23 protein-coding genes, 1 tRNA gene and 1 pseudogene are annotated in these 26,182 nt (G+C 64.0%); 17 read left to right on the top strand and 8 right to left on the bottom strand.

The features are described 5' to 3' along the window. Positions 1 to 77 precede the first annotated feature (77 nt). The 10 genes from F0311_RS10455 to F0311_RS10410 all read left to right on the top strand — a co-directional run bounded on the left by F0311_RS10455 (position 78) and on the right by F0311_RS10410 (position 11,699). On the top strand, positions 78 to 1,592 hold the full coding sequence (locus F0311_RS10455; RefSeq protein WP_223881261.1) for an ABC transporter substrate-binding protein: 1,515 nt from the start codon (positions 78 to 80) through the stop codon (positions 1,590 to 1,592). Between the two features lie 6 nt (positions 1,593 to 1,598). Next, positions 1,599 to 2,570, top strand: coding sequence for an ABC transporter permease (locus F0311_RS10450; RefSeq protein WP_150461876.1), 972 nt, complete (start codon positions 1,599 to 1,601; stop codon positions 2,568 to 2,570). Beyond that, on the top strand, positions 2,567 to 3,466 hold the full coding sequence (locus F0311_RS10445; RefSeq protein ID WP_150461875.1) for an ABC transporter permease: 900 nt from the start codon (positions 2,567 to 2,569) through the stop codon (positions 3,464 to 3,466). Before F0311_RS10450 ends, F0311_RS10445 begins: the two co-directional genes overlap by 4 nt. Before the next feature lie 5 nt (positions 3,467 to 3,471). After that, positions 3,472 to 4,380 (top strand): N-acetylmuramic acid 6-phosphate etherase, encoded by a 909-nt coding sequence (gene murQ / locus F0311_RS10440; RefSeq protein WP_150461874.1) that lies wholly within the window; start codon positions 3,472 to 3,474, stop codon positions 4,378 to 4,380. Next, on the top strand, positions 4,377 to 6,077 hold the full coding sequence (locus tag F0311_RS10435; protein WP_150461873.1) for an anhydro-N-acetylmuramic acid kinase: 1,701 nt from the start codon (positions 4,377 to 4,379) through the stop codon (positions 6,075 to 6,077). The genes murQ and F0311_RS10435 overlap by 4 nt, the downstream gene beginning before the upstream one ends. Beyond that, entirely contained in the window at positions 6,074 to 7,261 is a 1,188-nt protein-coding gene (locus tag F0311_RS10430; protein ID WP_150461872.1) for a serine hydrolase domain-containing protein, read from the top strand. The genes F0311_RS10435 and F0311_RS10430 overlap by 4 nt, the downstream gene beginning before the upstream one ends. Further along, a complete protein-coding gene (locus F0311_RS10425; protein WP_150461871.1) occupies positions 7,258 to 8,886 on the top strand; it encodes an ABC transporter ATP-binding protein in 1,629 nt (542 codons plus the stop codon). The genes F0311_RS10430 and F0311_RS10425 overlap by 4 nt, the downstream gene beginning before the upstream one ends. Then, the gene (locus F0311_RS10420) at positions 8,883 to 9,641 is read left to right on the top strand and encodes a glucosamine-6-phosphate deaminase (RefSeq protein WP_150461870.1); all 759 of its coding nucleotides are present in this window, start codon (positions 8,883 to 8,885) and stop codon (positions 9,639 to 9,641) included. The genes F0311_RS10425 and F0311_RS10420 overlap by 4 nt, the downstream gene beginning before the upstream one ends. Before the next feature lie 70 nt (positions 9,642 to 9,711). Then, complete coding sequence (gene nagA, locus F0311_RS10415; protein ID WP_150461869.1) at positions 9,712 to 10,617, top strand: N-acetylglucosamine-6-phosphate deacetylase; 906 nt, start codon at positions 9,712 to 9,714, stop codon at positions 10,615 to 10,617. A gap of 59 nt (positions 10,618 to 10,676) precedes the next feature. Continuing rightward, entirely contained in the window at positions 10,677 to 11,699 is a 1,023-nt protein-coding gene (locus tag F0311_RS10410) for a dipeptidase (protein WP_223881260.1), read from the top strand. 10 nt (positions 11,700 to 11,709) lie between these two features. On the opposite strand, the gene F0311_RS10405 is transcribed toward F0311_RS10410, so the two are convergent. Continuing rightward, the gene (locus F0311_RS10405; protein ID WP_150461868.1) at positions 11,710 to 13,005 is read right to left on the bottom strand and encodes an isochorismate synthase; all 1,296 of its coding nucleotides are present in this window, start codon (positions 13,003 to 13,005) and stop codon (positions 11,710 to 11,712) included. A gap of 111 nt (positions 13,006 to 13,116) precedes the next feature. On the opposite strand from F0311_RS10405, the gene F0311_RS10400 reads away from it, so the two are divergent. Together F0311_RS10400 and F0311_RS10395 are read left to right on the top strand one after the other, a co-directional pair. Next, positions 13,117 to 13,836, top strand: coding sequence for a demethylmenaquinone methyltransferase (locus tag F0311_RS10400; RefSeq protein ID WP_223881259.1), 720 nt, complete (start codon positions 13,117 to 13,119; stop codon positions 13,834 to 13,836). Between the two features lie 11 nt (positions 13,837 to 13,847). Continuing rightward, positions 13,848 to 14,999: a polyprenyl synthetase family protein gene (locus F0311_RS10395; protein ID WP_150461866.1), complete on the top strand. Its 1,152-nt coding sequence runs from the start codon at positions 13,848 to 13,850 to the stop codon at positions 14,997 to 14,999. Between the two features lie 17 nt (positions 15,000 to 15,016). Here the strand turns inward: F0311_RS10395 and F0311_RS10390 are convergent, their stop codons facing one another. Further along, the gene (locus tag F0311_RS10390) at positions 15,017 to 15,571 is read right to left on the bottom strand and encodes an HIT family protein (protein WP_150461865.1); all 555 of its coding nucleotides are present in this window, start codon (positions 15,569 to 15,571) and stop codon (positions 15,017 to 15,019) included. Between the two features lie 2 nt (positions 15,572 to 15,573). Beyond that, positions 15,574 to 16,062 (bottom strand): hypothetical protein, encoded by a 489-nt coding sequence (locus F0311_RS10385; protein WP_150461864.1) that lies wholly within the window; start codon positions 16,060 to 16,062, stop codon positions 15,574 to 15,576. A 135-nt stretch (positions 16,063 to 16,197) separates the two neighbouring features. On the opposite strand from F0311_RS10385, the gene F0311_RS10380 reads away from it, so the two are divergent. Continuing rightward, positions 16,198 to 17,631 (top strand): FAD-dependent oxidoreductase, encoded by a 1,434-nt coding sequence (locus F0311_RS10380; protein WP_150461863.1) that lies wholly within the window; start codon positions 16,198 to 16,200, stop codon positions 17,629 to 17,631. Here the strand turns inward: F0311_RS10380 and F0311_RS10375 are convergent. Further along, entirely contained in the window at positions 17,628 to 18,506 is an 879-nt protein-coding gene (locus tag F0311_RS10375) for a M48 family metalloprotease (RefSeq protein WP_150461862.1), read from the bottom strand. The genes F0311_RS10380 and F0311_RS10375 overlap by 4 nt on opposite strands. Positions 18,507 to 18,775: 269 nt before the next feature. On the opposite strand from F0311_RS10375, the gene F0311_RS10370 reads away from it, so the two are divergent. Then, a complete protein-coding gene (locus F0311_RS10370) occupies positions 18,776 to 20,059 on the top strand; it encodes a Na/Pi symporter (protein WP_150461861.1) in 1,284 nt (427 codons plus the stop codon). 189 nt (positions 20,060 to 20,248) lie between these two features. Here the strand turns inward: F0311_RS10370 and F0311_RS10365 are convergent, their stop codons facing one another. Beyond that, positions 20,249 to 21,484 carry a cobalamin-independent methionine synthase II family protein gene (locus F0311_RS10365; protein ID WP_150461860.1) on the bottom strand — a complete coding sequence of 412 codons (1,236 nt, stop codon included), beginning with the start codon at positions 21,482 to 21,484 and terminating at the stop codon, positions 20,249 to 20,251. Positions 21,485 to 21,846: 362 nt separating this feature from the next. Here F0311_RS10365 and F0311_RS10360 point away from each other — a divergent pair, with 362 nt between their 5' ends. After that, positions 21,847 to 22,335 carry a YajQ family cyclic di-GMP-binding protein gene (locus tag F0311_RS10360; RefSeq protein WP_150461859.1) on the top strand — a complete coding sequence of 163 codons (489 nt, stop codon included), beginning with the start codon at positions 21,847 to 21,849 and terminating at the stop codon, positions 22,333 to 22,335. A gap of 159 nt (positions 22,336 to 22,494) precedes the next feature. Here F0311_RS10360 and F0311_RS10355 read toward each other — a convergent pair whose 3' ends face one another. Further along, on the bottom strand, positions 22,495 to 23,565 hold the full coding sequence (locus F0311_RS10355; protein WP_223881286.1) for an LLM class flavin-dependent oxidoreductase: 1,071 nt from the start codon (positions 23,563 to 23,565) through the stop codon (positions 22,495 to 22,497). A 12-nt stretch (positions 23,566 to 23,577) separates the two neighbouring features. Continuing rightward, a pseudogene (locus F0311_RS18510) lies at positions 23,578 to 23,805 on the bottom strand (GntR family transcriptional regulator); the annotation flags it as partial. A 122-nt stretch (positions 23,806 to 23,927) separates the two neighbouring features. On the opposite strand from F0311_RS18510, the gene F0311_RS10350 reads away from it, so the two are divergent. Next, a tRNA-Tyr gene (locus tag F0311_RS10350) sits at positions 23,928 to 24,009 on the top strand. Positions 24,010 to 24,308: 299 nt separating this feature from the next. Beyond that, a complete protein-coding gene (gene trxA / locus F0311_RS10345; RefSeq protein WP_150461857.1) occupies positions 24,309 to 24,680 on the top strand; it encodes a thioredoxin in 372 nt (123 codons plus the stop codon). Between the two features lie 123 nt (positions 24,681 to 24,803). On the opposite strand, the gene F0311_RS18070 is transcribed toward trxA, so the two are convergent. Next, positions 24,804 to 25,931 (bottom strand): DNA-3-methyladenine glycosylase family protein, encoded by a 1,128-nt coding sequence (locus F0311_RS18070; RefSeq protein ID WP_191089869.1) that lies wholly within the window; start codon positions 25,929 to 25,931, stop codon positions 24,804 to 24,806. Positions 25,932 to 26,182 lie beyond the last annotated feature (251 nt).

Raw genomic sequence — 26,182 nt, 5'->3', positions numbered from 1 at the left:
TCAGCATGAATACCCCTATCTTTGGCACACCGCGTGGCGGCAGAGGCGCGTCATCTGGCCCTCTACGGGGAGCGGGGGTGATCCTCAGTATCAGTGCATTAGCCCTTACCGCTTGTTCCAATGGCGACAATGGATCAGCAGCCAACGGGGACGACGCCGCACCCCAGAACCTGGTGGTGGGCACCTCCTCCGACGTGGACAACCTCCTCCCGTGGACTGCGACCCATTTCCACTCAGTGCGGGTGCTGCAGAACATCTACGGCACTCTCACTGAGCTGGACGAGGAGCTCAATGTAGTGCCGGGACTCGCTGAGGACTGGGAGGTCAGTGAGGATGCGTTGACAGTCACCTTCACATTGCGTGAGGACGTGACTTTTCACGACGGTAGCGATCTGACTGCGGATGACGTTGTCGCCTCCTATGAGGCCATCATGGATGAGGAGACCGCGGCAGTCTCTGCCACTTACCTTGCGGCCGTCGATTCTGTTGAGGCCACCGACACCCACGAGGTGACGTTGACGCTGAGCTCGCCCGATGGCGCTCTGCCTTCAAAGCTTGCTTTGGGAAGCACTGCGATCCTGCCCGCTGATGCTGACCTTGACACTATTTCGAACGAGCCCAACGGCACCGGCCCCTTCGCCTTGGAGAGCCATGAAGCCAATGAGGCACTGACCCTGGCTGCCAACCCGGACTACTGGGATGGTGAGCCGGCGCTGGACTCCGTAGAGTTTCGGGTGATACCCGATGAGAACGCCATCGTATCCGCCTTGCAGGCTGGAAACGTACATCTGGCTGCTTTCGACGATCCGGTGCTGGTTGACACTATCGGGGGCGACATCGAGATTCACGAAACTCCCCAACTCAGCTACCAGGTGCTCCAGTTCAACGGATACACCGAACCTCTTGACGACGTAGACGTCCGGCTTGCGATCGCATGCACAGTCGACCGCTACGAGGTGTTGGAGTCAGCTGCCATGGGAGCCGGGGAAGTCACCGGCCCCATCACGTCCCCGGCATACCTGAGCGATCCCGACAATCGCCCCTGCCCCGAGCCCGACCTGGACCGTGCACAGCAGCATCTGGCTGACGCGGGCTACGCAGACGGCCTGACGCTCAGCATGATCGTGATGGGTGACGGCTATCCTTCCACTGCAGTGGCCCAGGCCGAGAACATCCAGGCCCAGCTAGATCAGATCGGCATCACCGTGCAGATTGAGGCACTGGAGTCAGGCTCCTACGTGGACCGTTGGATGGAGGCAGACTTCGAACTTGCTCTGGCTCTCAACGGTGGCCAGCCTGATCCCGATGTGATGTACGGGCGGTACTTCATTTCCGATGGAAACCTCAACCAAGTGGCCGGGTACAGTTCCGAAACTCTCGATGAGCTTTTCGCCCAGGGGCTGGAGGAGACCGAGGAGGACTCTCGTCGAGAGATCTATGACCAAGTCTCTGCTGAGCTGGAGGAAGAGGCTGTGTGGGTATGGCTCTTCGCGCCTTATGAGTACACGGCTCTGGCCGAAGGAGTCACAGGCTACACGCCCATGGCCAACGGCTCCATGAAGAGTCTCAGAGACACCTCCCTGGAGCAGTAAGAACCAATGTTGACACGTCTGCAGGCTGCCCCGACCGTGCGCCGCATCGCCGGGGCAGCCTTCACCCTCTTCGGTTGTGCTGTGGCGGTCTTCATCATGCTGCGGGCCATCCCTGGGGATCAGATCACCGCAATCTACGGCACTGAGGCAGCCGCCCTGAGCGAAGAACAGCGCGAGTCATTGCGTGCCTATTACGGACTGGACCAGCCGCTCATCGTGCAGTTCTTCACCTGGTTGGGCTCAGTGCTCACTGGCAATCTGGGGTACTCCTCGCGCACTCAACAGAGCGTTCTGGAGATGACCGCACAGTCCTTGCCGGTGACTCTGCAGCTTTCGGTGCTCGCCATCCTGGTGGCCTTGCTGGTAGGCATTCCATTAGGCATGCTGGCTGCCTCGCGCACCAACGCGCTGCGAGACTGGTTCGGCCAGGGTGTGGCGCTGGCCGGGCTGGGCATCCCCACCTTTTTGCTCGGGACCTTTGTGCTAGGAATGGCCGCTCAGTCCTGGGGATTCAACCCCAACGGACTGCGTTACGCCCGGCTGTGGGACGATCCCTGGCTGAACTTGCAGCAGATGTTCATGCCGGCCCTGGTACTGGGCTTTGCCATTGCTGCACCGGTCATGCGGACCACTCGCACCGCAGTGCTGGAGGTTCGTAGCCTTGACTTCATCCGTACCGCCAAGGCCAAAGGCGTGCCGCCGGCTCGGTTGCGGCGCTCCCATGTGCTGCGCAATTCCCTGGTTCCGGTGGTCACACAAACGGGTATGCAGTTCGGTTTCCTCTTGGGCGGTGCAGTGGTGGTTGAGCAGATCTTCTCACTGCCTGGCTTGGGACGCCAGGTAGTGGTGGCGATGAACCAGCAGGAATACGCCGTGGTGCAGAGCACGGTGCTGGTCATTGCTCTGCTGTTTGTCCTGGTCAACCTAGCTACTGACCTGCTTTACCAACGAATTGATCCAAGGGTGCGCGCCGAATGAGTACAACAACTGCAACTACTGTGACCGGGGCTGCAGCTCCGCCTGCACAGTCCCGTGTGGGTAGTCGGACACTCAGAGCGGTGCTGCGCAGCCCCAGCGGAGTGGCCGGAGTGCTCATCGTAGGACTGTTCATCCTGATGGCTGGTGTTTCCGCCGCAGGTCTTCTGCCTCATTCGCCTTCTGCGCAGGATGCAACAGTCCGTCTGCAGCCTCCCTCAGTCGAGCACTGGTTCGGCACCGACCAACTGGGTCGCGACACCTTCTCACGAGTAGCCTCAGGAGTGGCCAACTCTGCACGTGTTGCTCTGGTAGCAGTGGTGATCTCAGGAGTCATCGGCACAGTAGCCGGAATCGTGGCGGGTTACCTGCGTGGGCTCAGTGACACCGCGATCAGTGCGGTCACCAACGTGCTGTTCGCTTTCCCGTCTCTGCTCTTGGCTCTCACACTTGCCTCAGTGTTCGCCCGAAACTGGTTCACTGTGGCAGTTGCCATCGCCGTTGGGTTTGCCCCGATCTTCGTACGGGTGGCCCGCGGACCAGTGTTGGCCCTGCGGGAAATGGAATACGTAGCCGCTGCTCGAGCCACCGGGATGCGCGCTCCAAGCATCATGACTCGGCATATCCTGCCCAATATCACTGGAATCCTCATAGTGCAGGTGACCTTGACCTTCTCCTGGGCCGTGCTGGCTGAGGCCTCACTGAGCTTCCTGGGCTTCGGCACCCCGCCGCCGGCCGCCTCCCTGGGGTCCATGGTCTACGACGCGCAGAGCCTCATGGTGGCCGCGCCGTGGACCATGCTCGCCCCGGGCCTGACCCTCGTACTGCTGATAGTGGGCCTCAATCTCCTGGGCGACGGGCTCCGCGACGCCCTCGACCCGAACCGGAAGGGAAAATAAGTACATTGCACAGTTCTCACGGCCTCCCCACCGAGGCCGCCGACCCCCGATACCAGGAAATCGACACGCTCAGCGTGGCCGAAATAGCCCGGCTGATGAACCAGGCCGACCAGGAGGTTCCCCTGGCCGTACGCAAGACGTTGGGGCAGATCATTCCCGCCATTGAAGCCGCCAGTGATCGCATGGCCCACGGCGGACGCCTGATCTATGTCGGAGCCGGCACCCCCGGCCGGATCGGAGTCCTGGACGCCTCGGAGATCCCGCCCACGTTCTCCACCCGGGGGAAGGTGCTGGGCATCATCGCGGGTGGACCTGAGGCGATCGTCAACGCCACCGAAGGTGCCGAAGACGACGAGGCCGCCGGCGCCGCCGCCATGGATGAGGCCGATGTGGGCAGGAATGACTCTGTGCTGGGAGTCGCCGCTAGCGGGCGGACCCCCTTCGTCATAGGTGCGGTGCGCCGAGCCCGGGAACGCGGCGCACTGGGCATCGGGCTCTCCTGCAACCCTGAGACCCCGCTGAGCAGCACCGCAGACCACGGCATCGAGGTCATCGTGGGCCCGGAGATCGTCCGGGGGTCGACCCGGTTGAAAGCCGGCACCGCGCAGAAGCTGGTGCTCAACATGTTCTCCACGATTTCCATGATCCGACTGGGCAAGACCTACGGAAACTTCATGGTCGATGTCCAAGCCTCCAATGAGAAGCTCCGGCGCCGGGCACAGAACATCGTTCTGGAGATCACCGGCTCCGCCCTGGATGAGGCGCAGCAAGCCCTGGAAGCCACCGACTACTCCGTGCCCGCCGCTGTCGTCATGCTCAAGACTGGTCTAGGAGCGGCCCAGGCCCGCCAGGCACTGGACCGCTCAGGCGGGCGGCTGCGCGATGCACTGAAGGCTCTGGAGACTGCTGGATGAGGATTCTCGGAATGATCTCCGGCACCTCCCACGACGGCATTGATGTGGCCGTCGTCGACTTCAGTGAGATACACGAGGGCCAACTGCAGGCCCAGGTGCGGGCCCATGGATCGATGCCTTATCCCGATCAATTGCGCTCTGACCTTGTTGCGGCGCTGCCCCCAGCTCCGGTCACCCTCGCTGAAGTGACCCGATTGGACACGCTCATCGGGCAGGCCTTCGCCGAAGCTGCCGAGCAGTTTCGCCAGGCCGCAGAAGGCGCCGATCTCATCGTCTCCCACGGCCAGACCCTCTACCACTGGGTGGAGGGGACCGGGGAGCAGGCGCAGGTGCTTGGCACCCTGCAGCTGGGCCAGCCGGCCTGGATCGCCGAGCGGACGGGAACACCGGTGCTCTCCGATGTGCGCATCCGTGACATCACTGCCGGAGGCCAGGGCGCTCCCTTGGCCTCCACGTTGGACGCCCTACTGCTGGCCGGGCGGTCTGGCCGGGCCGCCGCCCTCAATCTCGGGGGCATCTCAAATGTGAGCATCACCTCGGACAATGGACTGCGGGCATGGGATATCGGGCCGGCCAACGCCCTTATCGACGCTGTGGTCACTGCCAGGGGGCTGACTGCCGAGGGCTTCGACCGCGACGGGAAGATCGCAGCATCAGGCAGCGTCGATCAGAGGTTGCTGGAGCATCTGCTTACCGAGCCCTATTACGCCCTGTCAGCACCCAAGAGCACCGGCAAGGAGCTCTTCCACCTGACCTATGTGCAGGAAGCCATCCGGAAGGCGGGGACCGAGCCGTCTCCGGCCGACTTAGTGGCCACATTGACCGAGCTGACTGTGTGCACCATTGCAGATGCTTTGAAGCCAGAGGGGGTCGATGAACTCTTCGTTTCCGGTGGAGGGGTGCACAACCCGGTGATCCTCGCGGGACTGCGCCGCCTGCTGCCCGGGACCACGGTGAGCACCACCGAGGAACTCGGCGTCGGCGCCGACGAGAAGGAGGCAGTGCTGATGGCGCTGATCGGCTGGCTCTCACTCCACGGACTTCCCGCCAACCTGCCCACTGCTACTGGGGCTAAGCAGGACCGGATTCTGGGGACACTCACTCCGGGGGCGGAGCCTCTGCGACTGCCCGAGCCTCGTACCCAGGCTCCCGCCTCCCTGGTTTTCCGCCGGGCGAGGCTGCGAGCCGCCACCGCCACCGACTGTGACGCTATCGCCGAGGTTTTTCTGTCCTGCTGGACCACTAGCTACGCGCAGACCCTGCCTGAGCATCTCGTGGCCCGTATGACCAGGGAAAAGGCCCGTGAGCTGTGGGGCAGGAGCCTTCAGGAGGCCGCAGCGAACCCTGCGGTGCAGGCGCTCGTCGCGGTGGAGGGGGAGAGTGTGGTCGGCGTCGTGAAATTCGGGCCCGAGGACACCGGCCACGGCCACATCCGCTCGCTCTACGTCAGTCCCCAGGTTCAGGGCGGCGGCTACGGTCGGCTCCTTCTAGACACGGCAGTTGCCAGCTTGGCCGAACAGGGCCTCACCGAGATCTCGCTGTGGGTCTTTGAAGACAACATGCCCTCTCGCAGCTTCTACCAGAAGCACGGCTGGACACCCGACGGCGCACGCTATACCGACCCCGCCTACGGTGAACCTCAGATCCGGCTGGTCAGAACGCTCCAGGGCCGAAGAATCGAGAACCTGCAGAGATGACAACGACAGACAACCCCGCAGCAGCGACCGTGGCGGCGGCGGCAGACGCGCACTCTCCGCCCGGGGCGGTCTTCGCCATCACCGAAGGCGAGCAGACACACTACTGGACAAGTGGCACCGCCGACCTGGAGACAGCCGAGGCGATGACCCAAGCTCATGCACATGACCTGGCTTCGGTCAGCAAGCTGCTCACCACCCTGACTCTGCAGCGGCTCTTCACCCTCGGCGAGCTGGCCCCCCAGGACACTCTGGCCCGGTTCTTCGGCCCCGTTGCAGGTGCCCACTGTGAAGTCACCGTGGAGGACCTGCTTCGGCACCAGAGCGGCTTCCGCGAATGGTGGCCCATGTACCTCAGCCCGGGGCGGCAGAGCTCGCCGATCCCTCAGATCCTGGAAATGCCTGCCCGCTACCCCCGCGGTGTCGAATGGCACTATTCAGACCTCGGGATGCAGGTAGCCGGCGCAGTTGCGGCAGAGGTCACTGCACAGTCTTTCTCCCAGGCAGTGGGCGAGCTGCTCCTGGGGCCCCTCGGCATCGAGACGATCACCCCCGGTCGGCCCCATGCCGGAACCCCGGTTACCTCCGGACCCTTGGGCGATGCGATCGAACGGGAGATGGTGGCCAGCAATACGCCCTATCCTGTGGACGACAGCACCAAGACTGCTGCCGCTGACTTTCCGTGGCGCGAACACCAGCTGCGCGGAGAGGTCGCTGACTGCAACGCCTTCCACGCCTTTGACGCGGCCTCCGGCCAGGCCGCCGGGCACGCCGGCTGGTTCGGCGACGCCGCCGGGCTGCTCCGCCTCGGCGCCGCTCTGGCGGTTCCAGAGAATGCCGGAATCAGCGCAGAACAGTCCGCACAGCTTGCCACCGCCGCGCCGAATTCACCGGACTTCGGGGAGGTTGGCTTCGCCCAGGGCCGCGGTGCCCGGATGTATCAGCTGCCTTGGCGCGGTGAGCAACGCACCTTCCTCGCCCACCCCGGATTCACAGGCACCTATCTTGCCGCAGCCCCGGCTACTCCTGAGGCACCGAAGGTTATCTCGGTGATGCTGTCCAACCGTCTGCACGGTCAGCCGCCGCCTGACCGGGATCGGCTGATGCCTGTGGATCAGATGTGGCGGCGGGCCATGGCCTCTGCCAATAAGACCCTCCATCAAGCAGAGACAGGAGATGCACAGTGACCAAACCGCTGCTCTCAGTCCGGGACCTTCGAGTCACATTCACCACCCCCAGCGGCCCGTTCGATGCCGTCAAAGACGTCAGCTTCACCCTTGAGGCGGGGCAGACGGTGGCCGTCGTGGGGGAATCCGGCTCCGGAAAATCCACCGTGGCCGCCTGTATCAACCGGCTGCTGGCCGATAATGGCCGCATCTCATCCGGGATGATCAGCTTTTCGGGCCGGGAGCTGACCACCCTGCCTGAACGTGAGATGCGGCCGATCCGCGGGGCGGGCATCGGACTTGTGCCCCAGGACCCGATGTCTAATCTCAATCCGGTGCACACAGTGGGCCAGCAGATCGCCGAAGCGCTCGAGGTCCACGGCAAAGCGCGTCGCGGCCAGGCTCGGGAGCGGGTGATCGAGCTCCTTGAGATGGTCGGCATCCCCTCGCCGGAGGACCGCTACAGCCAGTTTCCGCATGAATTCTCCGGTGGTATGCGCCAGCGCGTGCTCATCGCCATGGGACTGGCCTGTGAGCCTGAGCTGCTGATCGCCGATGAGCCCACCAGTGCCCTCGACGTCACCGTTCAGCGCAGAATCCTGGACCGGCTCGGAGAACTCACTGCCGAGACCAACACAGCGGTGCTGCTGATCACCCATGACCTCGCCCTGGCCGCTGAACGTGCCGACCGGGTGCTGGTGATGTACAAAGGCGAGCTGGTGGAGTCCGGACCCGCTGAGAACATCCTCCAGAGCCCGCAGCATGAATACACCCGTAGGCTGGTCTCCGCAGCCCCATCGCTGGTCACTGAACCGATTGTGAACCGGAAAACCACACCGTCGGAGCCCGTAGCGCCCAAGGCGCTCGCCGAGCTCAAAGATGTGGGCCGCAGGTACAAGCTGCGTGGCAGGTCCACCGGTGAATTCTGGGCAGCCCGCGAGGTCAGTTTCCAGATCCCACGGGGCCGTACGGTGGCCATCGTGGGTGAATCCGGTTCAGGCAAGTCCACCACAGCCAAAATGCTGCTGGGACTAGAGGACATCACCGAGGGCAGCATCCTGATCGGCGGAGTGGACATCTCCGCAGTCACCTCACGCCAGATGATGGGCATCCGCCGCCAGATCCAGCCGGTCTTCCAGAACCCCTATGCATCGCTGGATCCGCGCTACACTGTTGCCGAGTCCATCGGAGAGCCGCTGCGGGTGCATAGGATCGGCAGTCACAGCAGCCGCCGTACTCGCGTCACTGAGCTGTTGGAGCAGGTCGCGCTGCCGGGGAGTGTGGCGGATCGACTGCCCCATGAGCTCTCCGGCGGACAGCGTCAGCGTGTGGCCATCGCCCGTGCTTTGGCGTTGAAACCGGAGCTTGTGGTCCTTGATGAAGCAGTCTCTGCCCTGGACGTACTGGTGCAGAACCAGATCCTGGAACTGCTGGTGGGGCTGCAGGAGCAGCTGGGCCTGAGCTACCTCTTCATCAGTCACGATCTTGCCGTGGTCAATATGATCTCTCACCAGGTGCACGTGATGCAGAAGGGACGCATCGTGGAATCAGGAACCCCGCAGAAACTGTTTACAGCACCTGAGTCCGACTACACCAAGGAACTGCTTGCCGCGATCCCGGGAAGCGCACTGGCAGGTGCTGTATGACCGAGCTCTTCGTCGTCTCATCCCAAGCAGAGGGAGGAGAACTGGCCGCCGACCGGATTGCGGCGACCATGACCTCAGTGGGTGCCCGCTTCGTTCTCGGCGTCGCCACCGGCTCCACTCCGCAGAGTATCTGGAGAGCACTGGCGGCCCGGTGCCGGTCTCTTGATCTCAGCACAGTACCGGCCTTTGCCCTGGACGAGTACTGGGACATCCCCGAGGGCCACCCGGAGAGTTACCAGGCGGTGGTGGAGCGCGAGATCACCAGCCCCCTGGGTTTGAACCCCCAACTGGTGCGGGTCCCCGGCGACGACGGGAAGGACTCAGCGGCTCCGAGCAGATACGAACAGGCCATCCGCGCTGCCGGCGGCATTACTCTGCAGGTACTTGGGATAGGCCGTAACGGGCACATCGCATTCAACGAACCTGGGACATCTTTGGCTTCGCGTTGCCGGATTGCCCGGCTGACCCAACAGACCCGTCGGGATAATTCCCGGTTCTTCGCTGCCGCCGAAGATGTCCCCAGCTACTGCATCACCCAGGGCATCGGGACCATACTGGAAGCAGAGCGTCTGGTCCTGGCTGCCTACGGCCTCGACAAAGCCCATGCACTCGCTGCAGCATTGGAGGGGCCGGTGACATCAACCGTACCGGCCTCGGCCCTGCAGCTTCACCCCGGGGTCACGGTGATCGCCGATGCAGCCGCGGCCTCGCAGCTGAAGCACGCCGGCAACTACTTGGCCGCTGGGGCACTATGACGGTAGATGCCAAAGTCCGGGCCACCGGTCGGAACTGCCACCAGATCCTCGACGACTTGGCTGAGCAGCTGTGACTCCCGGTTATATCGACCTGCACAGCCATGGCGCGGCAGGCTGGGCCTATGACGATGCTTCCACGGCCCAGCTGAGTCAGGCGCTGGCTGTGCATCGGGCCCACGGAACTACTGGCACCCTGCTCAGCCTGGTCAGCGCCCCTGTCGAGCAGCTGGCGCAGAGGCTGCAGGAGCTCCGTGGGCTGCTGCCGGACATCACACGGAGCAGCGGAGTCACCGTCCATGGCGTCCACCTTGAGGGACCCTTTCTTACGGCCAGCCGCTGCGGGGCACATGACCCCCGTATGCTCTGCGCACCTACCCCCGAGGCGGTGGATACCCTCTTGGAAGCCGGCGAGGGAGTTCTGCGGCAGGTCACTCTGGCTCCGGAGCGTCCTGGTGCGGCCGAGGCTATCCGGCGCTTCACCGAAGCCGGCGTCACCGTGGCGGTGGGACATACCGAGGCTGACTATGGGACCGCAGCTGCAGCTTTCGATCTGGGGGCCGCACTGCTGACTCATGCCTTCAACGCCATGCCCGGGCTGGGTCACCGGGATCCCGGTCCAGTAGGCGCCGCACTGGCCCGAGACCATGTAGCCTTGGAGCTCATCGCTGACGGTGTCCATGTCCACCCGGTGATGATCAGGGCAATGTTCTCCACGGCTCCTGGCCGGATCGTGCTGGTCAGTGATTCCATGTCTGCCACCGGACTCGGCGACGGTGAATATCGCCTGGGCGGACTCCCCGTGGAGGTCCGCAACGCAGTGCCGCTGCTGGCCGGAACACAGACTCTCGCTGGTTCCACGCTCACCATGGACAGGGCGGTGGAGGTGGCAGTGTCTGCCGGAGTGAGCAGAACGCAGGCCGTGGAGGCAGCAAGCGTTGTTCCGTCTCGGCTCCTCGGCCTGAACGGTCGGCCATAAAAATGTAACACCGGACGTCTCTGCTGGCCTAGAACCCACTAAGGATGAAGGAGGGTTGAGTGAACTCTCAATGGAAGAGCAGAGGGAGTGCAGAACTGGTCCAGAAAGTGCTGAGCGAGGCTCCGGTGCTCGATGGCCATAACGATCTACCTATGGTGCTGGGCAATGAGTACGGCTATGACATCGGCGAAGCCTGCTTGGATAGTGGCAACCCAAGTATCCATACAGATCTGCCATCGTTGCGTGCCGGCGGGGTAGGAGGTCAGTTTTGGTCGGTCTATGTGCCGTCTCACCAGCCCGAATCTCAGGCGGCGGTCCAAGTATTGGAGCAGATTGACTGTGTGCACCGTCTGGTGGGTCAGTTTCCCACCGAATTGCAGTTGGCACAGACTGCCACCGATATCCAGACCGCCTGGAAGGGGAATCGGATCGCCTCCCTCATGGGCGCTGAGGGCGGACACAGCATTGCCGGGTCACTGGCCGTGTTGCGTATGTTCCGCGCTTTGGGCGTGACGTATATGACGCTCACTCATAACGACAACACTGCATGGGCAGCTTCGGCCACCGGAGCGCCGGTGGACTATGGGCTGACCGAGTTTGGTCGGGAAGTTGTGGCGGAGATGAACCGGATCGGGATGCTGGCAGATCTCTCCCATGTCCATGAGCGCACCATGCACGATGCACTGGACGTCAGCTGCCGGCCGGTCATCTTCTCCCATTCTTGCTGTCGTGCGGTCACCGACCACCCGCGCAATGTTCCCGACGGGGTGCTGAGCCGGCTCAGTGCCAATGGCGGGGTGCTCATGCTCAGCTTTGTGCCCAGTTTTCTCACCACAAACAATGAGGCCACGGTGGAGGATGTGGTTGCCCATGTAGAGCATGCCCGTCAGGTGGCGGGCATCGAGCACATTGGCCTGGGCGGGGACTATGACGGTGTTCCTGCCGGCCCCTCCGGAATGGAGCGGGTCAACAGCTACCCCGTGCTGCTCCGCGCCTTGGCTGAGCGAGGCTGGTCCGAGCAGGAGCTAGCCAAGCTGACCAGCGGCAATATCCTACGCGTGATCACCGAGGCCATCGGGTGAACGGCGCCTGTCACCGGCTGACTTCCAGAGCACCGAGCATGGGGGTGAGTTTGATCTCGGTCTCGGCCAGTTCCGATTCCGGCTCCGATCCTTCCACGATCCCCCCGCCGGCGCAGAGCCGCAGGGTCCGATCATCCTCCACCATGGCCCCGCGCAGGGCAATCCCAAAGTCCGCATTGCCGGCGGCATCCAGCCAGCCCACCGGCCCCGCGTAGGGGCCCCGGTCCATGCCCTCCAGCTGAGCAATCAGCTGGGCGGCCACCGCGGTCGGGGTCCCGCAGACCGCTGCGGTGGGATGTACCGCCTCAGCCACCGCCAGCGGGCTGGGCAGCTGGCCGGTCTCATCGGCAGCCAGAGTGCCGGAGATGTCGCTGACCAAGTGGTAGACGTTCGGCAGCTCCAGCACACCCGGGTCAGCAGGAGACTTTAATGACTCAGTGAGCGGGGCAAGCTCATCCAGCAGCGACTGTACAGCGAGGTCGTGCTCACGGTGCTGTTTGGCATCGCGGACCAGCCCCGCAGCATCCGCACTGCGGCTGATGGTCCCGGCCAACACCCGAGAGGACACCTGCGCACCCCGGATCCGCACCAGCATCTCCGGGGTCGCGCCCAGCACATCACCGACCCGGTAGGTCCAGGTCTGCGGGTACTTACCGGACAGTCGGGACAGCACACTGCTCAGCGGCAGCGGGTGCTCAGCGGAGACCACCACGTCACGGGCCAGCACCAGCTTCTCCACGGTCCCGTCAGCAATGGCGGTGAGGCCGGCAGATACTGCATTGAGATGCTGCCGTTCAGACTGGGCGCCCGGATGCAGTGCAGTCGGCGGCAAACTCCGTGCTGGGCCCCTGGTGTGCAGACCGGGGAGCACAGCGGTCTTCTCAAGCCGCAGCCCATGGCGGACCAGGATCTCAGCGAGGTCTGATGGGTGTTCAGTCGCGGTGATCAGGAGGGTGCGGGCGGCGTCGTGCTTAATGAGCACCTCTGGTACCACCAGATGTGAGGCGTAACGGGAGTCTGCGGCAAAGCTCACCGAGACAAAGCCGACCAAGCCCCCAGCCACCTGTTCAGAGGTGCTCGACCCCGCCTCCACCTCGATGGTCAGGGAATCCCAGAAGGCGGCGAGCTCGGCGAACCGGCGGGGTCCGGTCATCTGGGCACTGGCAGCAGTGCCCAGACCCAGCAGGCCCTCGCCCTCACGCAGCCAGACCCCGGTGGGCTCCACAGCGGGAAGCAGACCGGTCACTGCGTCGGGAAGATCCACTTCCACCGCCGTCAGATGCAGTGTGGGCGGGGCTGTTGTCATAGCCAGACCATCCTACGCGGCCCAGAGGCCATCTCAGCAGGCGGGGTCTTGACGCATCCTCCGGGAAGAACTGCCGGGGGCGCAGAGCCGGGCTCATGCGAGAATGCTGGGGTGAATCCCCATACCGGAACCCGCGCTGACCTGGATAAGAAGCCCCACGACGTGGCCTCGATGTTTGACAGGGTGGCTGAGCGCTACGACCTCACCAATGATGTGATCTCCCTGGGCCAGGACCGGTGCTGGCGGAAGAAGCTCACCGAGGCGCTGAATGTGCAGCCCGGTGAGTACGTGCTGGATCTGGCCGCCGGCACCGGGGTCTCCACCGTGCCGTTCCAGCAGGCCGGAGCCACCGCGGTGGCCTGCGACTTCTCGCTCGGTATGCTCCAGGTGGGCAAGCGTAAACACCCTGAACTGACCTTTGTGGCTGGGGACGGAATGAACCTGCCCTTTGCCGATGACAGCTTTGACGCGGTGACCATCAGCTTCGGGCTGCGCAATATCGAGGACACCACGGTGGCGCTGGGGGAGATGCTGCGGGTGACCAAACCAGGTGGTCGGCTAGCGGTCATGGAGTTCTCCGACCCCACGAACAGGGCCTTCAACCTCATCTACAACGAGTACTTGATGCGAGCCCTGCCGCCGGTGGCCCGGGCAGTCTCATCCAACCCGGAGGCCTACGTCTACCTGGCCGAATCCATCCGGGCTTGGCCGGATCAGGACCACCTGGCCGCACTGATTGAGCAGGCAGGCTGGTCCCAGGTGCGCTATCGCAATCTCAGCGGCGGGATTGTGGCCATCCACCGTGCGTTCAAGCCCAGCCAGAGCGGCTAGGCTTGACTCTGATGACCGATTCGAATGCTTCTTTAGGCGCGAAGACTGGCAAGGCTTTGCCTGCCGAGAGCGGGGGCGACTCCCTGAAACGGCCTGCACGTATCAAAGATCCGCACCGGTCCCAGGCGTCAGGGGCCCCGAGCGGCGCCGCGGGACCAGCGCTGCTTCCAGCCGGGTTTGATGTGCTCGCCGATGACCCTCAGCTCTCGGCCGAGGTGCTCGAGGCGCTCGATGCAGTAGAGGAGCAGCTGCTGGCTGCGCTCTCCAGTACTGATGAGCTGGCCAACAGCGCAGCCCGTTACCTTGCTGAGGCCGGCGGCAAGCGGATCCGGCCGCTGCTGACCATTCTGACTTCGCTGCTCGGCGGGGGGATCAATCCGCGGGTGCTGCAGGCGGCCGTGGTGATGGAGATGACCCATCTGGCTACCCTGTACCACGACGATGTGATGGACTCTGCGCCGCTGCGCCGCGGCGCCCCCAGCGCCCATGAGGTCTGGGGGAACTCGGTGGCCATCCTCACCGGTGACCTGATCCTGGCCCGGGCTTCGGCGCTGATGACCGAGCTCGGCGACGAAGGGTCCAAGGTCCAGGCCGAGACCTTCGAACGGCTGGTCATGGGCCAGCTCCACGAGACGGTGGGCCCCCGGTCAGGCGAAGATCCCTATGAGCACTACCTGCAGGTCATCGCGGATAAGACCGGGTCCCTGGTGGCTGCAGCAGCCCGGCTCGGCGGACTGTTCGGCGGGGCTGCCTCGGAGACCACCAGCAGTCTGCAGGAGTACGGAGAGGCCGTGGGGATTGCTTTCCAGCTTGCCGATGACGTGATTGACCTCACTGCTGATCCTTCAGTCTCGGGAAAGGCACCGGGCACTGATCTGCGCGAGGGGGTTCCCACTCTTCCGGTGCTGCTGCTGCGCCGGGAAGCCGACAAAAATGATGACGCTGCCACTGCACTTGCCCTGGTGGAGAGGGATCTGAGCCAGGACACAGCCTTGACTGAGGCCGTGCAGGCTGTGGTGGAGCATCCGGTGACCGAGGACTCCTGGGCGGTGGCTCGGGGCTGGGCCAAGAAGGCCAAAACCGCTATCGCACCGCTGCCGGAATCCACCGTGAAGTCGGCCCTGTTGAGCTTCGCAGACGCCGTTGTCAACAGAGACGGATGAGTCCTATCGCCGCGATCCTATGACGCAGCTTCCAGAACTTGATCAAGTGCGGCTTTGAGCTCCAGGGCCAGCTTCGCCCGGTACTCCACGCCCAGTGGGTGGCGGATCTGTCGGTAGAGCAGATCATCGCTGTAGCGCGGAAACACGTGCAAGTGGTAGTGCCAGACATGCTGGTTCCCGGCCGGCTCATTATGCTGCCGGACGCTGGTGCCCTCCGGGTTCCAGGCTAGCTTGATGGCCAGGGTCACATGCCGGGAGAAGATGCTGATCTTGGCCAGCAGCTCATCCTCTAAGTCGTAGAGCGCCTCCCGGTGGGCGGTCGGAATGATCATCGCGTGCCCGGGGTGCGGTCCGAACCCGTCACAGGCAATGAACACCAGCAGATCCTCATCCTGGTAGACCAGATCACTCAGTTCGCAGCGGTTGCCCGGGTCGGAGGTGTCCCCGGCGGCGAACTGGCAGAACGGGCACTCATAGTCCTCTGAGGCATGGGACTGCCAGAGTGGGTCGGCGGCGTCGTTATCCCAGGGCCGAGTCAGGGCAGAGGAGTAGTTGGGATGCTGGTTCCTCATGCTCAGCTTTCCTCGTCAAATGAGAACTCGAGGAGGTCGAACAGGAACTCGCTGACCGTGGCGCCCTCCGGGGTCCACTGGTGCTTGTCATTGTCGTTCGGGCTCTTTCTCGAAGAACGCTTCGCGTCCTCCGAGCTTCCTAGACCCCTCTCTTGCCGGTGGATGATCGGGTCCGGCACTTTGAGATCAGCGGTCTGCACGCCCCAGACCCAGCGCTCCTCCTCATCTTCCAGGAACAGCAGGTAGCCCTCTTCGATGACCAGCTCGTCCGGGTCGAAGATGAAGTGGTAGGCCTCCAGAATCTCCTCGCAGCGGCCCAGCGCCAGGTACAGCTCCTCCAGCACCAGTGGCAGCCGCGTGCGGTCAGGAAGCTCGGAGTCAGCCAGCAGCTCCGCCAGCTCATCCCGGGTGTACCCTTCCTGGGGCGTCCACTGGTCGTCCAGGTACTTGGGAACCAGGGCCTTGAACTTCTCCAGGAACATCTCCGCCATGATTTCAGCCTATCCTGCGGGAAGAAGGTGCTGGGTCCAGCGCGTTCTTGAATAAGGCATACTGTCCTGAGGTAAATTCGCGCGCCCAAGCGAGGCAGATCAAAGCGCGCACATCGAAAGGAAACCCGCCGCACAGTGTCTGAGACATTCCACTCCCGGCCCATCCGCGTCGCCGTCATCGGGGCTGGCCCCGCCGGGGTCTACGCCTCGGATATCCTGGCCAAGGCCCAGAAGAAGCACGACCTGCGCTTCAGCATCGACCTGTTCGACCGTTACCCCGCGCCCTTCGGCCTGATCCGCTACGGCGTAGCCCCCGACCACCCGCGGATCAAAGGCATCATCAAGGCACTGCACAAGGTGCTGGACCGTGGCGATATCCGCTTGCTGGGCAACGTGAACATCGGCACCGACCTGAGTATGGAGGACCTGAAGGCACATTACGACGCCGTCATCTACGCCACAGGTGCCATCAAGGATGCCGATCTGGACATCCCCGGGGTGGACCTGGAGGGATCCTACGGCGCGGCAGACTTCGTGTCCTGGTACGACGGCCACCCCGACTACCCGCGCGAATGGCCGCTGGAGGCTGAGCAGATCGCGGTGATCGGCAACGGCAATGTGGCTCTGGACGTGGCCCGGGTGCTCTCCAAGCACGCTGAGGACCTGCTGAGCACTGAGATCCCAGAGAACGTCTATCAGGGACTGAAGACCTCCCCGGTCACCGATGTGCACGTCTTCGGCCGCCGCGGCCCCGCCCAGGTGAAATTCACCCCCCTTGAGCTGCGCGAGGTCAGCCACTCTCGGGACGTGGATATTGTGCTCTATGAGGAGGACTTCGACTTCGACGAGGCCTCCGATGAAGCCATCAAGTCCAATAACCAGATCAAGACCATGGTCAACACCCTGGGCAACTGGCTCATCGAGCTTCAGGAGCGTGAAGAGTCGGGTCAGCCTGCCGCCTCCCGCCGGCTGCACCTGCACTTCCTGCACCAGCCGGTGGAGATACTGGAGGGCAAGAACAGCGACGGCACCGGCACCGGAAAGGTCGCTGGCATCCGTTTCGAGCGGATGGAGCTGGACGGCACCGGCAACGTCACCGGCACTGGGGAACACCTCGACTACGAGGTCCAGGCGGTCTACCGGGCAGTGGGCTACTTCGGCTCCGAGCTCGAGGGCATTCCCTTCGACCAGAAGCGCGGAGTGATCCGCAACGAGGCCGGCCGGGTGCTCGACGATGCGGGCCAGCACATCCCCGGCACCTATGCCACCGGATGGATCAAACGCGGTCCGGTGGGGCTGATCGGCCACACCAAGGGCGATGCCATGGAGACCATCGACTGCCTGATCAGCGACGCCGACAGACTCCCCCAAGCGCAGCACCCGGAGGAGGATGCAGTGACTGAACTGCTGGATTCCCGTGGCGTGGAGTACACCACCTGGGAGGGCTGGCTGAAGCTTGACGAGCACGAGCTCAGCCTCGGTCAGCAGGCCACTGAGTCCAGCTCTGTGCAGCGCGAGCGTGTCAAGGTCGTTCCCCGCGAGGACATGATCCGGATTTCCCGCGCTTAGCGCTGACCGGCCATCTGCTTGAGGCGCTGAATCCGATCCTCCATCGGTGGATGGGTGGAGAACATCTGGCGTGCTCGCGGCCCGAACGGATTGGCGATCATCATATGGGCGTGCGCGTCGTGCTTGGGGTCTTCCTGCAGCGGAATCCGTGAGATGCCGTTCTGCAGCTTGTCCAGAGCCGAGGCCAGTGCCAAGGGATCCTGGGCAAGCTCTGCCCCGTCGGCGTCGGCGTCGTACTCCCTGGTCCGGCTGATCGCCGACTGGATGAGCCCGGCCGCCAGCGGCATCAGAATCATGGCCAGCAGCGCGCCCACCAGTGCCAGCGGATTACCGCCCCCGCCGCCGCGTCCGCGCCCGCCGCCGAAGAGGATGAAGAACTGCGCAATGGTGGTGAGGAAGCCTGCCACCGCAGCCGCCACCGAGGAGATCAGGATGTCCCGGTTGTAGATGTGCATCAGCTCATGGCCGGTCACCGCGCGCAGCTCTCGCGGGGTGAGCAGGTTCAGGATGCCCTCGGTGAAGCAGACTACGCCCTTCTGCGGGTTGCGCCCGGTGGCGAAGGCGTTCGGAGTGGGTTGCGGTGAGATGAAGATGCGCGGCACCGGCTGCTGGGCCCGGGCGGCCAGCTCCTCCACCATCTGATAGAGGGCCGGCGCCTGCTCTCGGCTGACCGGGTAGGCCTTCATAGCGCGGATAGCGATCTTGTCCGAGTTCCAGTAGGAGTAGGCCACGCTGAGCACGCCGATCCCGGCGAAGATGAACAGGAACACCGGCTCCCCGGAGGTCCAGGACACCAGCGCACCGATCAGCAGCACCAGGGCGAACATGAACGCCAGCAGGCCCAGGGTGCGCAGTCGCCCGTTGTGATGATGCATTGGTGCTCCTTTGTGCGATGACCTAGCGGTTTCACTAAGAACAACGCCATTCTACGGGCATGCTCTTCCCCGCTCCGGCGAGAAGATCAGGGCGCTTTGGGCAGACTCGGTTACATGAGACTTTCCTCACCTGCTGGACTTTTTGAGCATAGTTCCTCGTCTGTTTACCTGAAGTTCACTTTGAACTGTCATTGTTCAGAAGACAGAGCAACTGGATCGCTCCAGTCATTGTTTGAGGACCCGCCCTCGCACCTGCGAACGGAGAGCTGATGGCCGTACTGCCGGCACCGGAGAAGCACGAAACCCGCCTCCAGCCCCAAGCGGCCACCCCACCCCATCTGCCCCGCGGACTGCACCTCCCTGACGTGGCCCACTCAGATTCCCGGGAATCTGCTTGGGTCCCAGACCTCAGGGGCTCTCGGCTCACCCCGCGCGCGAGCGCGATTCTCAACTGGCTGATCGTAGCAGCCAGCGTCTATGTGCTGATTACTGCGGTCAATGTGATCGGTGCGGGTTTTTCGCTGGCGGCCGGAGACCAGGCCGCTGAGCTCTTCGAATTCGCCGCCAACCCCGTGGTCGGTCTGATGATCGGCATTGTGGCCACCGCGCTGACCCAGTCCTCCTCCACCACCACCTCAGTCACCGTGGGTCTGGTGGCCGGCGGACTGCCTCTGAGTATCGCAGTGCCGATCATCCTGGGTGCCAATATCGGCACCACCCTGACCAACACTCTGGTCAGCCTGGGCATGGTGCGTGACAAAGCCCAGTTCCGGCGTGGTTTCGCCGCGGCCACCGTGCATGACTTCTTCAACCTGCTGGCCGTACTGATCTTCCTGCCCCTGGAGATTGCCTTCGGCCTGCTGGAGCGGCTGGCCACTGCAGCCGCCGAGGTCCTCTCCGGAGCTGAAGCTGGGTTCCTCGCGGTCATCTTCGGTGGTGTTGGCACTGTGGTGAAGGGGGCGACGACGCCGCTGGCCGACCTGGTCACTTTCAGCCTCAGCTGGCTGCCCGGGGCCTGGGCAGGAGTGGCGATGATTGCTGTGGCGATCGTCCTGATCCTGACGGTGATCAACCTGATCGGCCGTAAGCTCAAGGCCCTGCTGGTGGGCCGGGCTCAGCGGGTGCTCAACACTGCGATCGGCCGCGGACCGGTCACCTCCATCGGTTCCGGAGCGCTGGTGACCGTGATGGTCCAGTCCTCCTCCACCACCACCGCCCTGATGGTCCCGCTGGCTGGTTCCGGTGCGCTGCGCCTGCGCCAGATCTACCCCTTCACCCTGGGCGCGAACATCGGCACCACCATCACCGCGCTGGTGGCTGCCTTCGCCTTCGACGGCGCCCTGGGCACCATCGCGCTGACCGCAGCCCTGGTGCACCTGTTCTTCAATCTGCTCGGCACCGCAGTGATCTACGGGATCCCCGGCATCCGGGAGATTCCGCTCAAGGGTGCGGAATGGCTCTCCGGACTGGCCGCAGAGCGCAAACTGGCCGCCTTCGCCTGGGTGCTGGGTATTTTCATCGCCCTGCCGCTGGCACTTATCTTCCTGCTCTAGTCCCCCTCTAATCCCCGCGGCGGGCCTCGTCGAGTCCGACTACAATCTCCAGACCGACCCACTGGACTGGGAATGAGGACGCCCTGGAGTTCTCTGACTGGCACCTACGCGTTTACCCGGCAGTTGTTTCAAAGAACGCCTGAAAACGGCGAAATATGAAACAACTGCCGGGTATTCTGCTGCAGTTCCTCACCAGAGCCGGGCGGTGGCGAGTTCGGCGCCCTCGCCCAGAGCCACGAGCTTGGCATCGGCGATCTGGCGGTGGATGCGCCCGCCCAAGCCGCAGTCAGTGGCCGCGATGACGTTCTCCTTACCCACACGCTCAGCGAACCGGGTGATCCGCTGGGCGACCAACTCAGGGTGCTCCACCACGTTGGTGGCGTGGGAGACAATGCCGGGCACAATCACCTTGCCTTCGGGCAGCTTCACATCCTCCCACACGGTGTACTCGTGCTCGTGGCGCACATTGGCCGCCTCGAAGGAGTAGTACTTGGCATTGACCTGCAGCATCAGGTCCACAATGTGCTTGAACTCGATGTCGGTGGTGTGCGGGCCATGCCAGGAGCCCCAGCACAGGTGGAAGCGGATCTGCTCCTCCGGCAGATCGCGCAGCGCGTAGTTGGCCGCTTCGATACGCAGCTGGGTGAACTTCCGGTAGTCCTCCACCGAAGGCTCCGGGCTGATCTGGTCCCAGTTCTCCGCGATCGAGGGATCATCGAGCTGCACGATGAGACCGGCGTCGATGATCGCTTTGTACTCCTCGCGCAGCGCATCGGCCCAGGCGTAGATCCGCTCTTCCTCGCTGGAGTAATAGCTGTCCGCGATCCGCCCGGCGCAGCCCGGCGCCAGGGAGGTGATGAACCCGGTCTCATACCCGGCCGCATCGAGCGCTGCCCGGAAGTTCTGCACATCCTGCTGGATCTGCTCCCGGCCCTTGTACTTCAGCGGACCGGTGATCGCAGGGAAGTCAGTGGCGGTCTTACCGGTGGATATCCCGGAGCTGGGATCGGAGTAGGCCTCGCTGAACTTCACCCAGTCGCGCCGGTTGAGCATATTGGTGAGCTTGACGTCGCCGGGCCTGGACTCGTAGTGCGGCCAGTTGAACATGTCCTCACCGGTGAGCTCCAGACCCTCCACACGCTGGAAGATATAGGACCACCAGGCGCCGTAGTCCACCGGTGAGCTCATCGCCTTACCGAACTCGCCGTCACCGGGAACGGTGATGCCCTGTGCCTTCTGACGGGCAACCAGATCCTTGACGGCGTCTGCGAGCAGGCGCTCGAACTCCTCGGTGCGCTTGAGGGTGAACCCGTCCTCCTCGAACTCCCGGGCCGCATTGGCTTCGATGAGCTCGGGGGTGCGAGGCAGGGAGCCGGCATGGGAGGTGAGGATCTGCTGGGCGGGATCTTGGGAGACTGCAGGCATGCGGCTGCGTCCTTTCTTTCAGGTATCGCTGTGCCGACGGCTTCAGCTGCCTCGTCTTCTCAGGAGGCTGCGAACCACTCGGCACAGCACACGGTGCGTGTTCTCGGTTCGCAGCGGTGCCGGCCGAGCCGGATGCTCCCGGGGGCCTGGCGCGAGGCTTCGCATGCGCGCTGCTGAAATGATCTTACACAATCCGGAGTGCAGTGAGACTTATGTTCAGAATGTTAAGGGTGGGGGCGACGTCGTCCCTTCGCTCGCGCTCATCAGTCGCCTCGGAGGACTCCACACCGGCCTACGACGCCACTGGCCTCAATCGGACGTAAGCTGGTGATAGACCTGACCGACTACTGAAGGAGCCTGTCATGGCCAAGGAATCGACGTTCGACATTGTCTCCAAGGTGGACCCGCAGGAGGTCTCCAATGCGCTGAACCAGGCTGCCAAGGAGATTGCCCAGCGCTACGACTTCCGCGGCACCGAGGCCTCGGTGGAGCAGAACGGGGAAATCATCCTCATCTCCGCCAACGCCGAGGAGCGAGCCAAGGCCGCCAATGATGTGCTGGAGTCCAAGCTGATCAAGCGTGGGATCTCGCTGAAGTCCTATGAGGCCTCCGAACCTAAGCAGTTCGGCAAGACTTACCGGATCGAGGGGCGAATCAAGGAGGGGATCGATCAGGCCACGGCCAAGAAGATCTCCAAGCAGATCCGTGATGAGGGGCCAAAGTCGGTCAAAGCTCAGATCCAGGGCGATGAGCTGCGGGTCAGCTCCAAGTCCCGGGATGACCTGCAGGCCGTGATCGCCATGCTCAAGGACTTTGAGGACGCCGATCTGCAGTTCGTCAACATGCGCTGAGTCTGTCCCGTGGCCGCCCGCGCCGTGAGGTGGCCTCTCTCGGCCGGCTGCAAGGGCCCCTGACGTCGGGGACCCGTGTGGGCCTCGTCAGGGAGACGCCGGCTTTCACGCCTGAAGTCGGCAGCACATTGCTGATGTTTGTGTCTCACCCGATGCTGCTCAGCTTTTTGGCCGCCAACCCAATGCGGGAGCTAGGCGGGTGGCGATGTCGGTGAGGATCTGCACATAGTCCTCGTAGTCAAAGCTGAACGGCAGAGCGAAAGCCACCTCGTCCACCTCCAGATAGCCGGCGTGGGCCAGCAGGGCATCGGCGATCTCATCGGAGCTGCCCACCAGATCTGGGGCGAACATCGCACGCTTTGGCCCCAGCTGCTGCGGCTGGCGGGTGCGTGGCAGCCGCTCCTGGGCGTAGGCGCGGTATTTGGCCTCCTGCTCCCGGGAGGCGGTATCAGTGGGGATGACCACCAGGCCCTGCGAGGCTCGGGCGCTCTCACCGGCCGGGTGGGCGGTACGGAAGGCCTGGATCTGAGCGGCCTGAACCGAAGCGAAATCAGGTGAGTCTTCGGTGTCGCCGGCTGGGAAGAGCACCGAGGAGGACAGCAGGTTCAGCCCTGCTCGGCCTGCCCACTGGGCAGAGGAGATACTGCCTGCCCCGTACCAGAGCCGTTCCCGCAGTCCGGGGGAGTGCGGCTCCACGCGGCGGGAGAACTCCTCCACCACACCCTGTTTGCCGGAGAACTCCCGGACCGGCTCACCGGCGATGAAGTCCGCCAGCCGTTGTACCCGGACCTTGCTGAAATCCTCCACCTCAGCCGCGTCTGGGTACAGAGCATCCCGCACAGTGTCATAGTGCATGGGCTCGCCGACGCTCACACCCGGGTTGATCCGCCCGCCGGAGAGCACATCCACCGTGGCCAGATCCTCGGCCAGCCGCAGCGGGTTCTCCCAGCCCAACGGGGTCACCGCGGTGCCCAGCTCAATCCGGCTGGTGCGCTGGGAGGCGGCTGCCATCACCGCCACCGGCGAGGAGATGCCGAACTGCAGATGCCGGTGGCGCAGCCAGGCGGAGTCGAAGCCCAGCTGCTCACCCAGCTCGATGATCTTCAGCGTGGACTCGTGTCCCGGACCGGGGTCAGCGGGGTCGAACAGGCCGATGGTCAGAAAGCCCAGCTTCTTCAGCGGCGCTCCGGGGCCGGAGAAGTCCTCCGCCCGACGCCGGGCCTTGGGCAGCACCCGGGTGCCGCCGCGGCGTCGTGTCTCCACCAGGTCCTGCTCGCGCAGATGGCTCCAGGCCTGGGCGATGGTGCCCACGCTGACGCCGAGCTCTTGGGCCAGATCGCGGACTGTGGGCAGCCGGGAATCCACCGGCAGCACCTTCTGCTCGATCAGCTCACCGATCTGGGTGGCGATGCCTGCCGGGGTCCGATTGCTGAGCCGGGCAGCCAGCTCCTCGGCGTCGAGCTCAGACATCGCGGCAGCCTCCGGGTCGGGTAGTGAATCTGCGCTCCATCCTACGCTCTGGGCGGATTCGAGTTTTGCCGCGAGCTTGCGGTAAAGTTGTCCGGTGCGTTCTGCGCGGATGCTAAGAACCAGGCGGGTTACCCGAGCGGCCAAAGGGGGCTGACTGTAAATCAGCTGGCACTGCCTACGTGGGTTCGAATCCCTCACCCGCCACTGCTGTGAAGTGTCAGGACATCGTTCCGCGATTGTCCTGACACTTCTTTCGGGTAAGCGGACATCGTTCAGTTTTTCTTCGGCTGGCAGTCCTGGTCGGGCTCAGCTATTGCACCAGGGCCACAGGCGTTCCTGGTCAACTACACCGACTTTTCATGAGTACACCGGGTTATAAGCTGATGCAGGTGTGAAAACTCAGTGTAGTTGTGGATCGAGGGCGGACTATTCCCCGGATTCGCCTCTCGCTTAATGCCCGCCAAGGCTCCACAACGGCCTAGCGCTCCCGTATCGTGGCGCCCATGGCTACTACAGAACTGACCACTGATGCCTTCCAGCAGACGCTGGAGGACTCCGATATTCTCTTCATCGACTTCTGGGCCGACTGGTGCGGTCCCTGCAAACAATTCGCCCCGGTGTATGAGCAGGTCTCCGAGGAACACCCCGAGGTCACCTTCGCCAAGGTGGACACCGAGGCAGAGCGCGAGCTGGCCGCCGCGGCCAAGATCAGCTCCATCCCCACTCTGATGGTCTTCCGCGAGAAGGTCCTGGTGTTCTCCCAGCCCGGCGCACTCAACGCCGAGCAGCTCACCCAGGTGGTCACCGCAGTGAAGGACCTGGACATGGACGAGGTCCACAAGCAGATCGACGAGCAGCAGAGCGCTGAGTCCTGAGCCGCCCCCTTTTCCCGGGTGCCGGTGGTGCCTCCGCTAGGCGGAGATGCCCTCAATCGTTTCGGACGTCTCGCATGCTGCGGGCTGCATTCAGCCCAATCGGGCAGCCGGGGGCTTAGCTGATCACCGTTCGCGGTGATCCTCCGGTGTAAGCCGTGGGCCGAGCCGGCTCATCCGGAACCCGGAGAGCAGCAACAGACGGATGATCCGCTGCCGGTGCGGGGCGAAGGGTTCCAGCAGACGAAGCATCCCGGCGTCATCGGTGCGCTGACCCGTCAGCGCCTCGCCCACAAAGTGCGCCAGGTGGTAGTCGCCCACGGCTGGAAGATCCGCTGCCCCGTGCGAACGCTGCAGTGCCTCGGCCACAGTCCACTGCCCGATGCCGGGGATCGCGATCAGCTGTTCGGCCAGTTCGCCCACCTCAAAAGCGTCCACCGTGGTCGCGGCGCCCAGACGGTGGATGCTGTGCGCCCGCTCGGCCAGCCGCAACACAGTCTTCGACAGCGACGGCTGCACCCAGAGCCGGTGCCACTCCCAGCTCGGCACAGCTTTGAGCTGGGTTGGGCTCAGCGGCAGTCTCAGCGCCGGTCCCACCGGCGCGCACACCCCCACGTGGTCTGCACAAACGGCAGACTGTTTGTACGAGTCCCCGACGTCGCGGCCGCCGTCAGGCACGGCTCTCGGCCGCATTGCCGCGGCCTTCGCGCCTGAAGTTGCTGCGTCGCTTTGCTCGCAGCTGACCCATCCCGGAGGCCGGTCACCGTACTTCCGCAGCAGGTTCCGCCAGCTGTACCGCGCCTGCTCATGAGTGACCTTCTGCTCCAGGGTCACGGTGACCAGCTGGTCGAACAGTGCCCCGGTGGCGGGCAGACGCACCCCAGGGTGGCGGCGTCGCACCTGCGCCAGAGTGGTGGAGATCCGGTCGCCCAAGGCGTCCAGCAGAAGCTCCAGCTCCGTCCAGTCGTCCTCAGAGCCAAGTATGGTCGGGGAGCGGTCCAGTGCAGACTCAAGAGCCTCGGCCGAATCGGCTGCTATCTGTACCCGAACCTCCGAGGCGCTGACCTGGTCAAACCGGTAGGTGACAGCACCCAACTCAGTCCCGACGGCGTCGTACATCCTCTGGCACATCCAGGCGCGCTGCTCAGCCAAGCGGATTGCCGGATCGCCGTGCCCGCGCTGCAGCACCCCCAGCGTGCCGGCCAGATCATAGGGCGACCCGAGGTCCACCACCCGCTCGCCCAGATACGTCACATCTGCCCACTGTACTCGCGGAGCCTGTGCAGTATTCGCCGGCAAGGCGACTGAGTCGAGAGAAGACCGGAGCTTGCTCAAAGTGTTCTGAGACCCGACTGAGCCGAGTGAGATCCGGCGCTTGCGGCGCAATGCCCGGGGCGACTGAGGGTTGCCCGCTATGCGGGCAGGCGATTGAGCAGTGCTGCGCTTGCGCAGAGAGCGGGGTGAAGGAATTCAGCCGCCGGAACCGAATACGGAGGGTGAGGGGG

The organism is Nesterenkonia ebinurensis (assembly GCF_008711175.1).
In the GTDB taxonomy this organism is placed as follows: Bacteria; Actinomycetota; Actinomycetes; order Actinomycetales; family Micrococcaceae; genus Nesterenkonia; species Nesterenkonia ebinurensis.
This window is presented reverse-complemented; position numbering and strand designations above follow the sequence as displayed.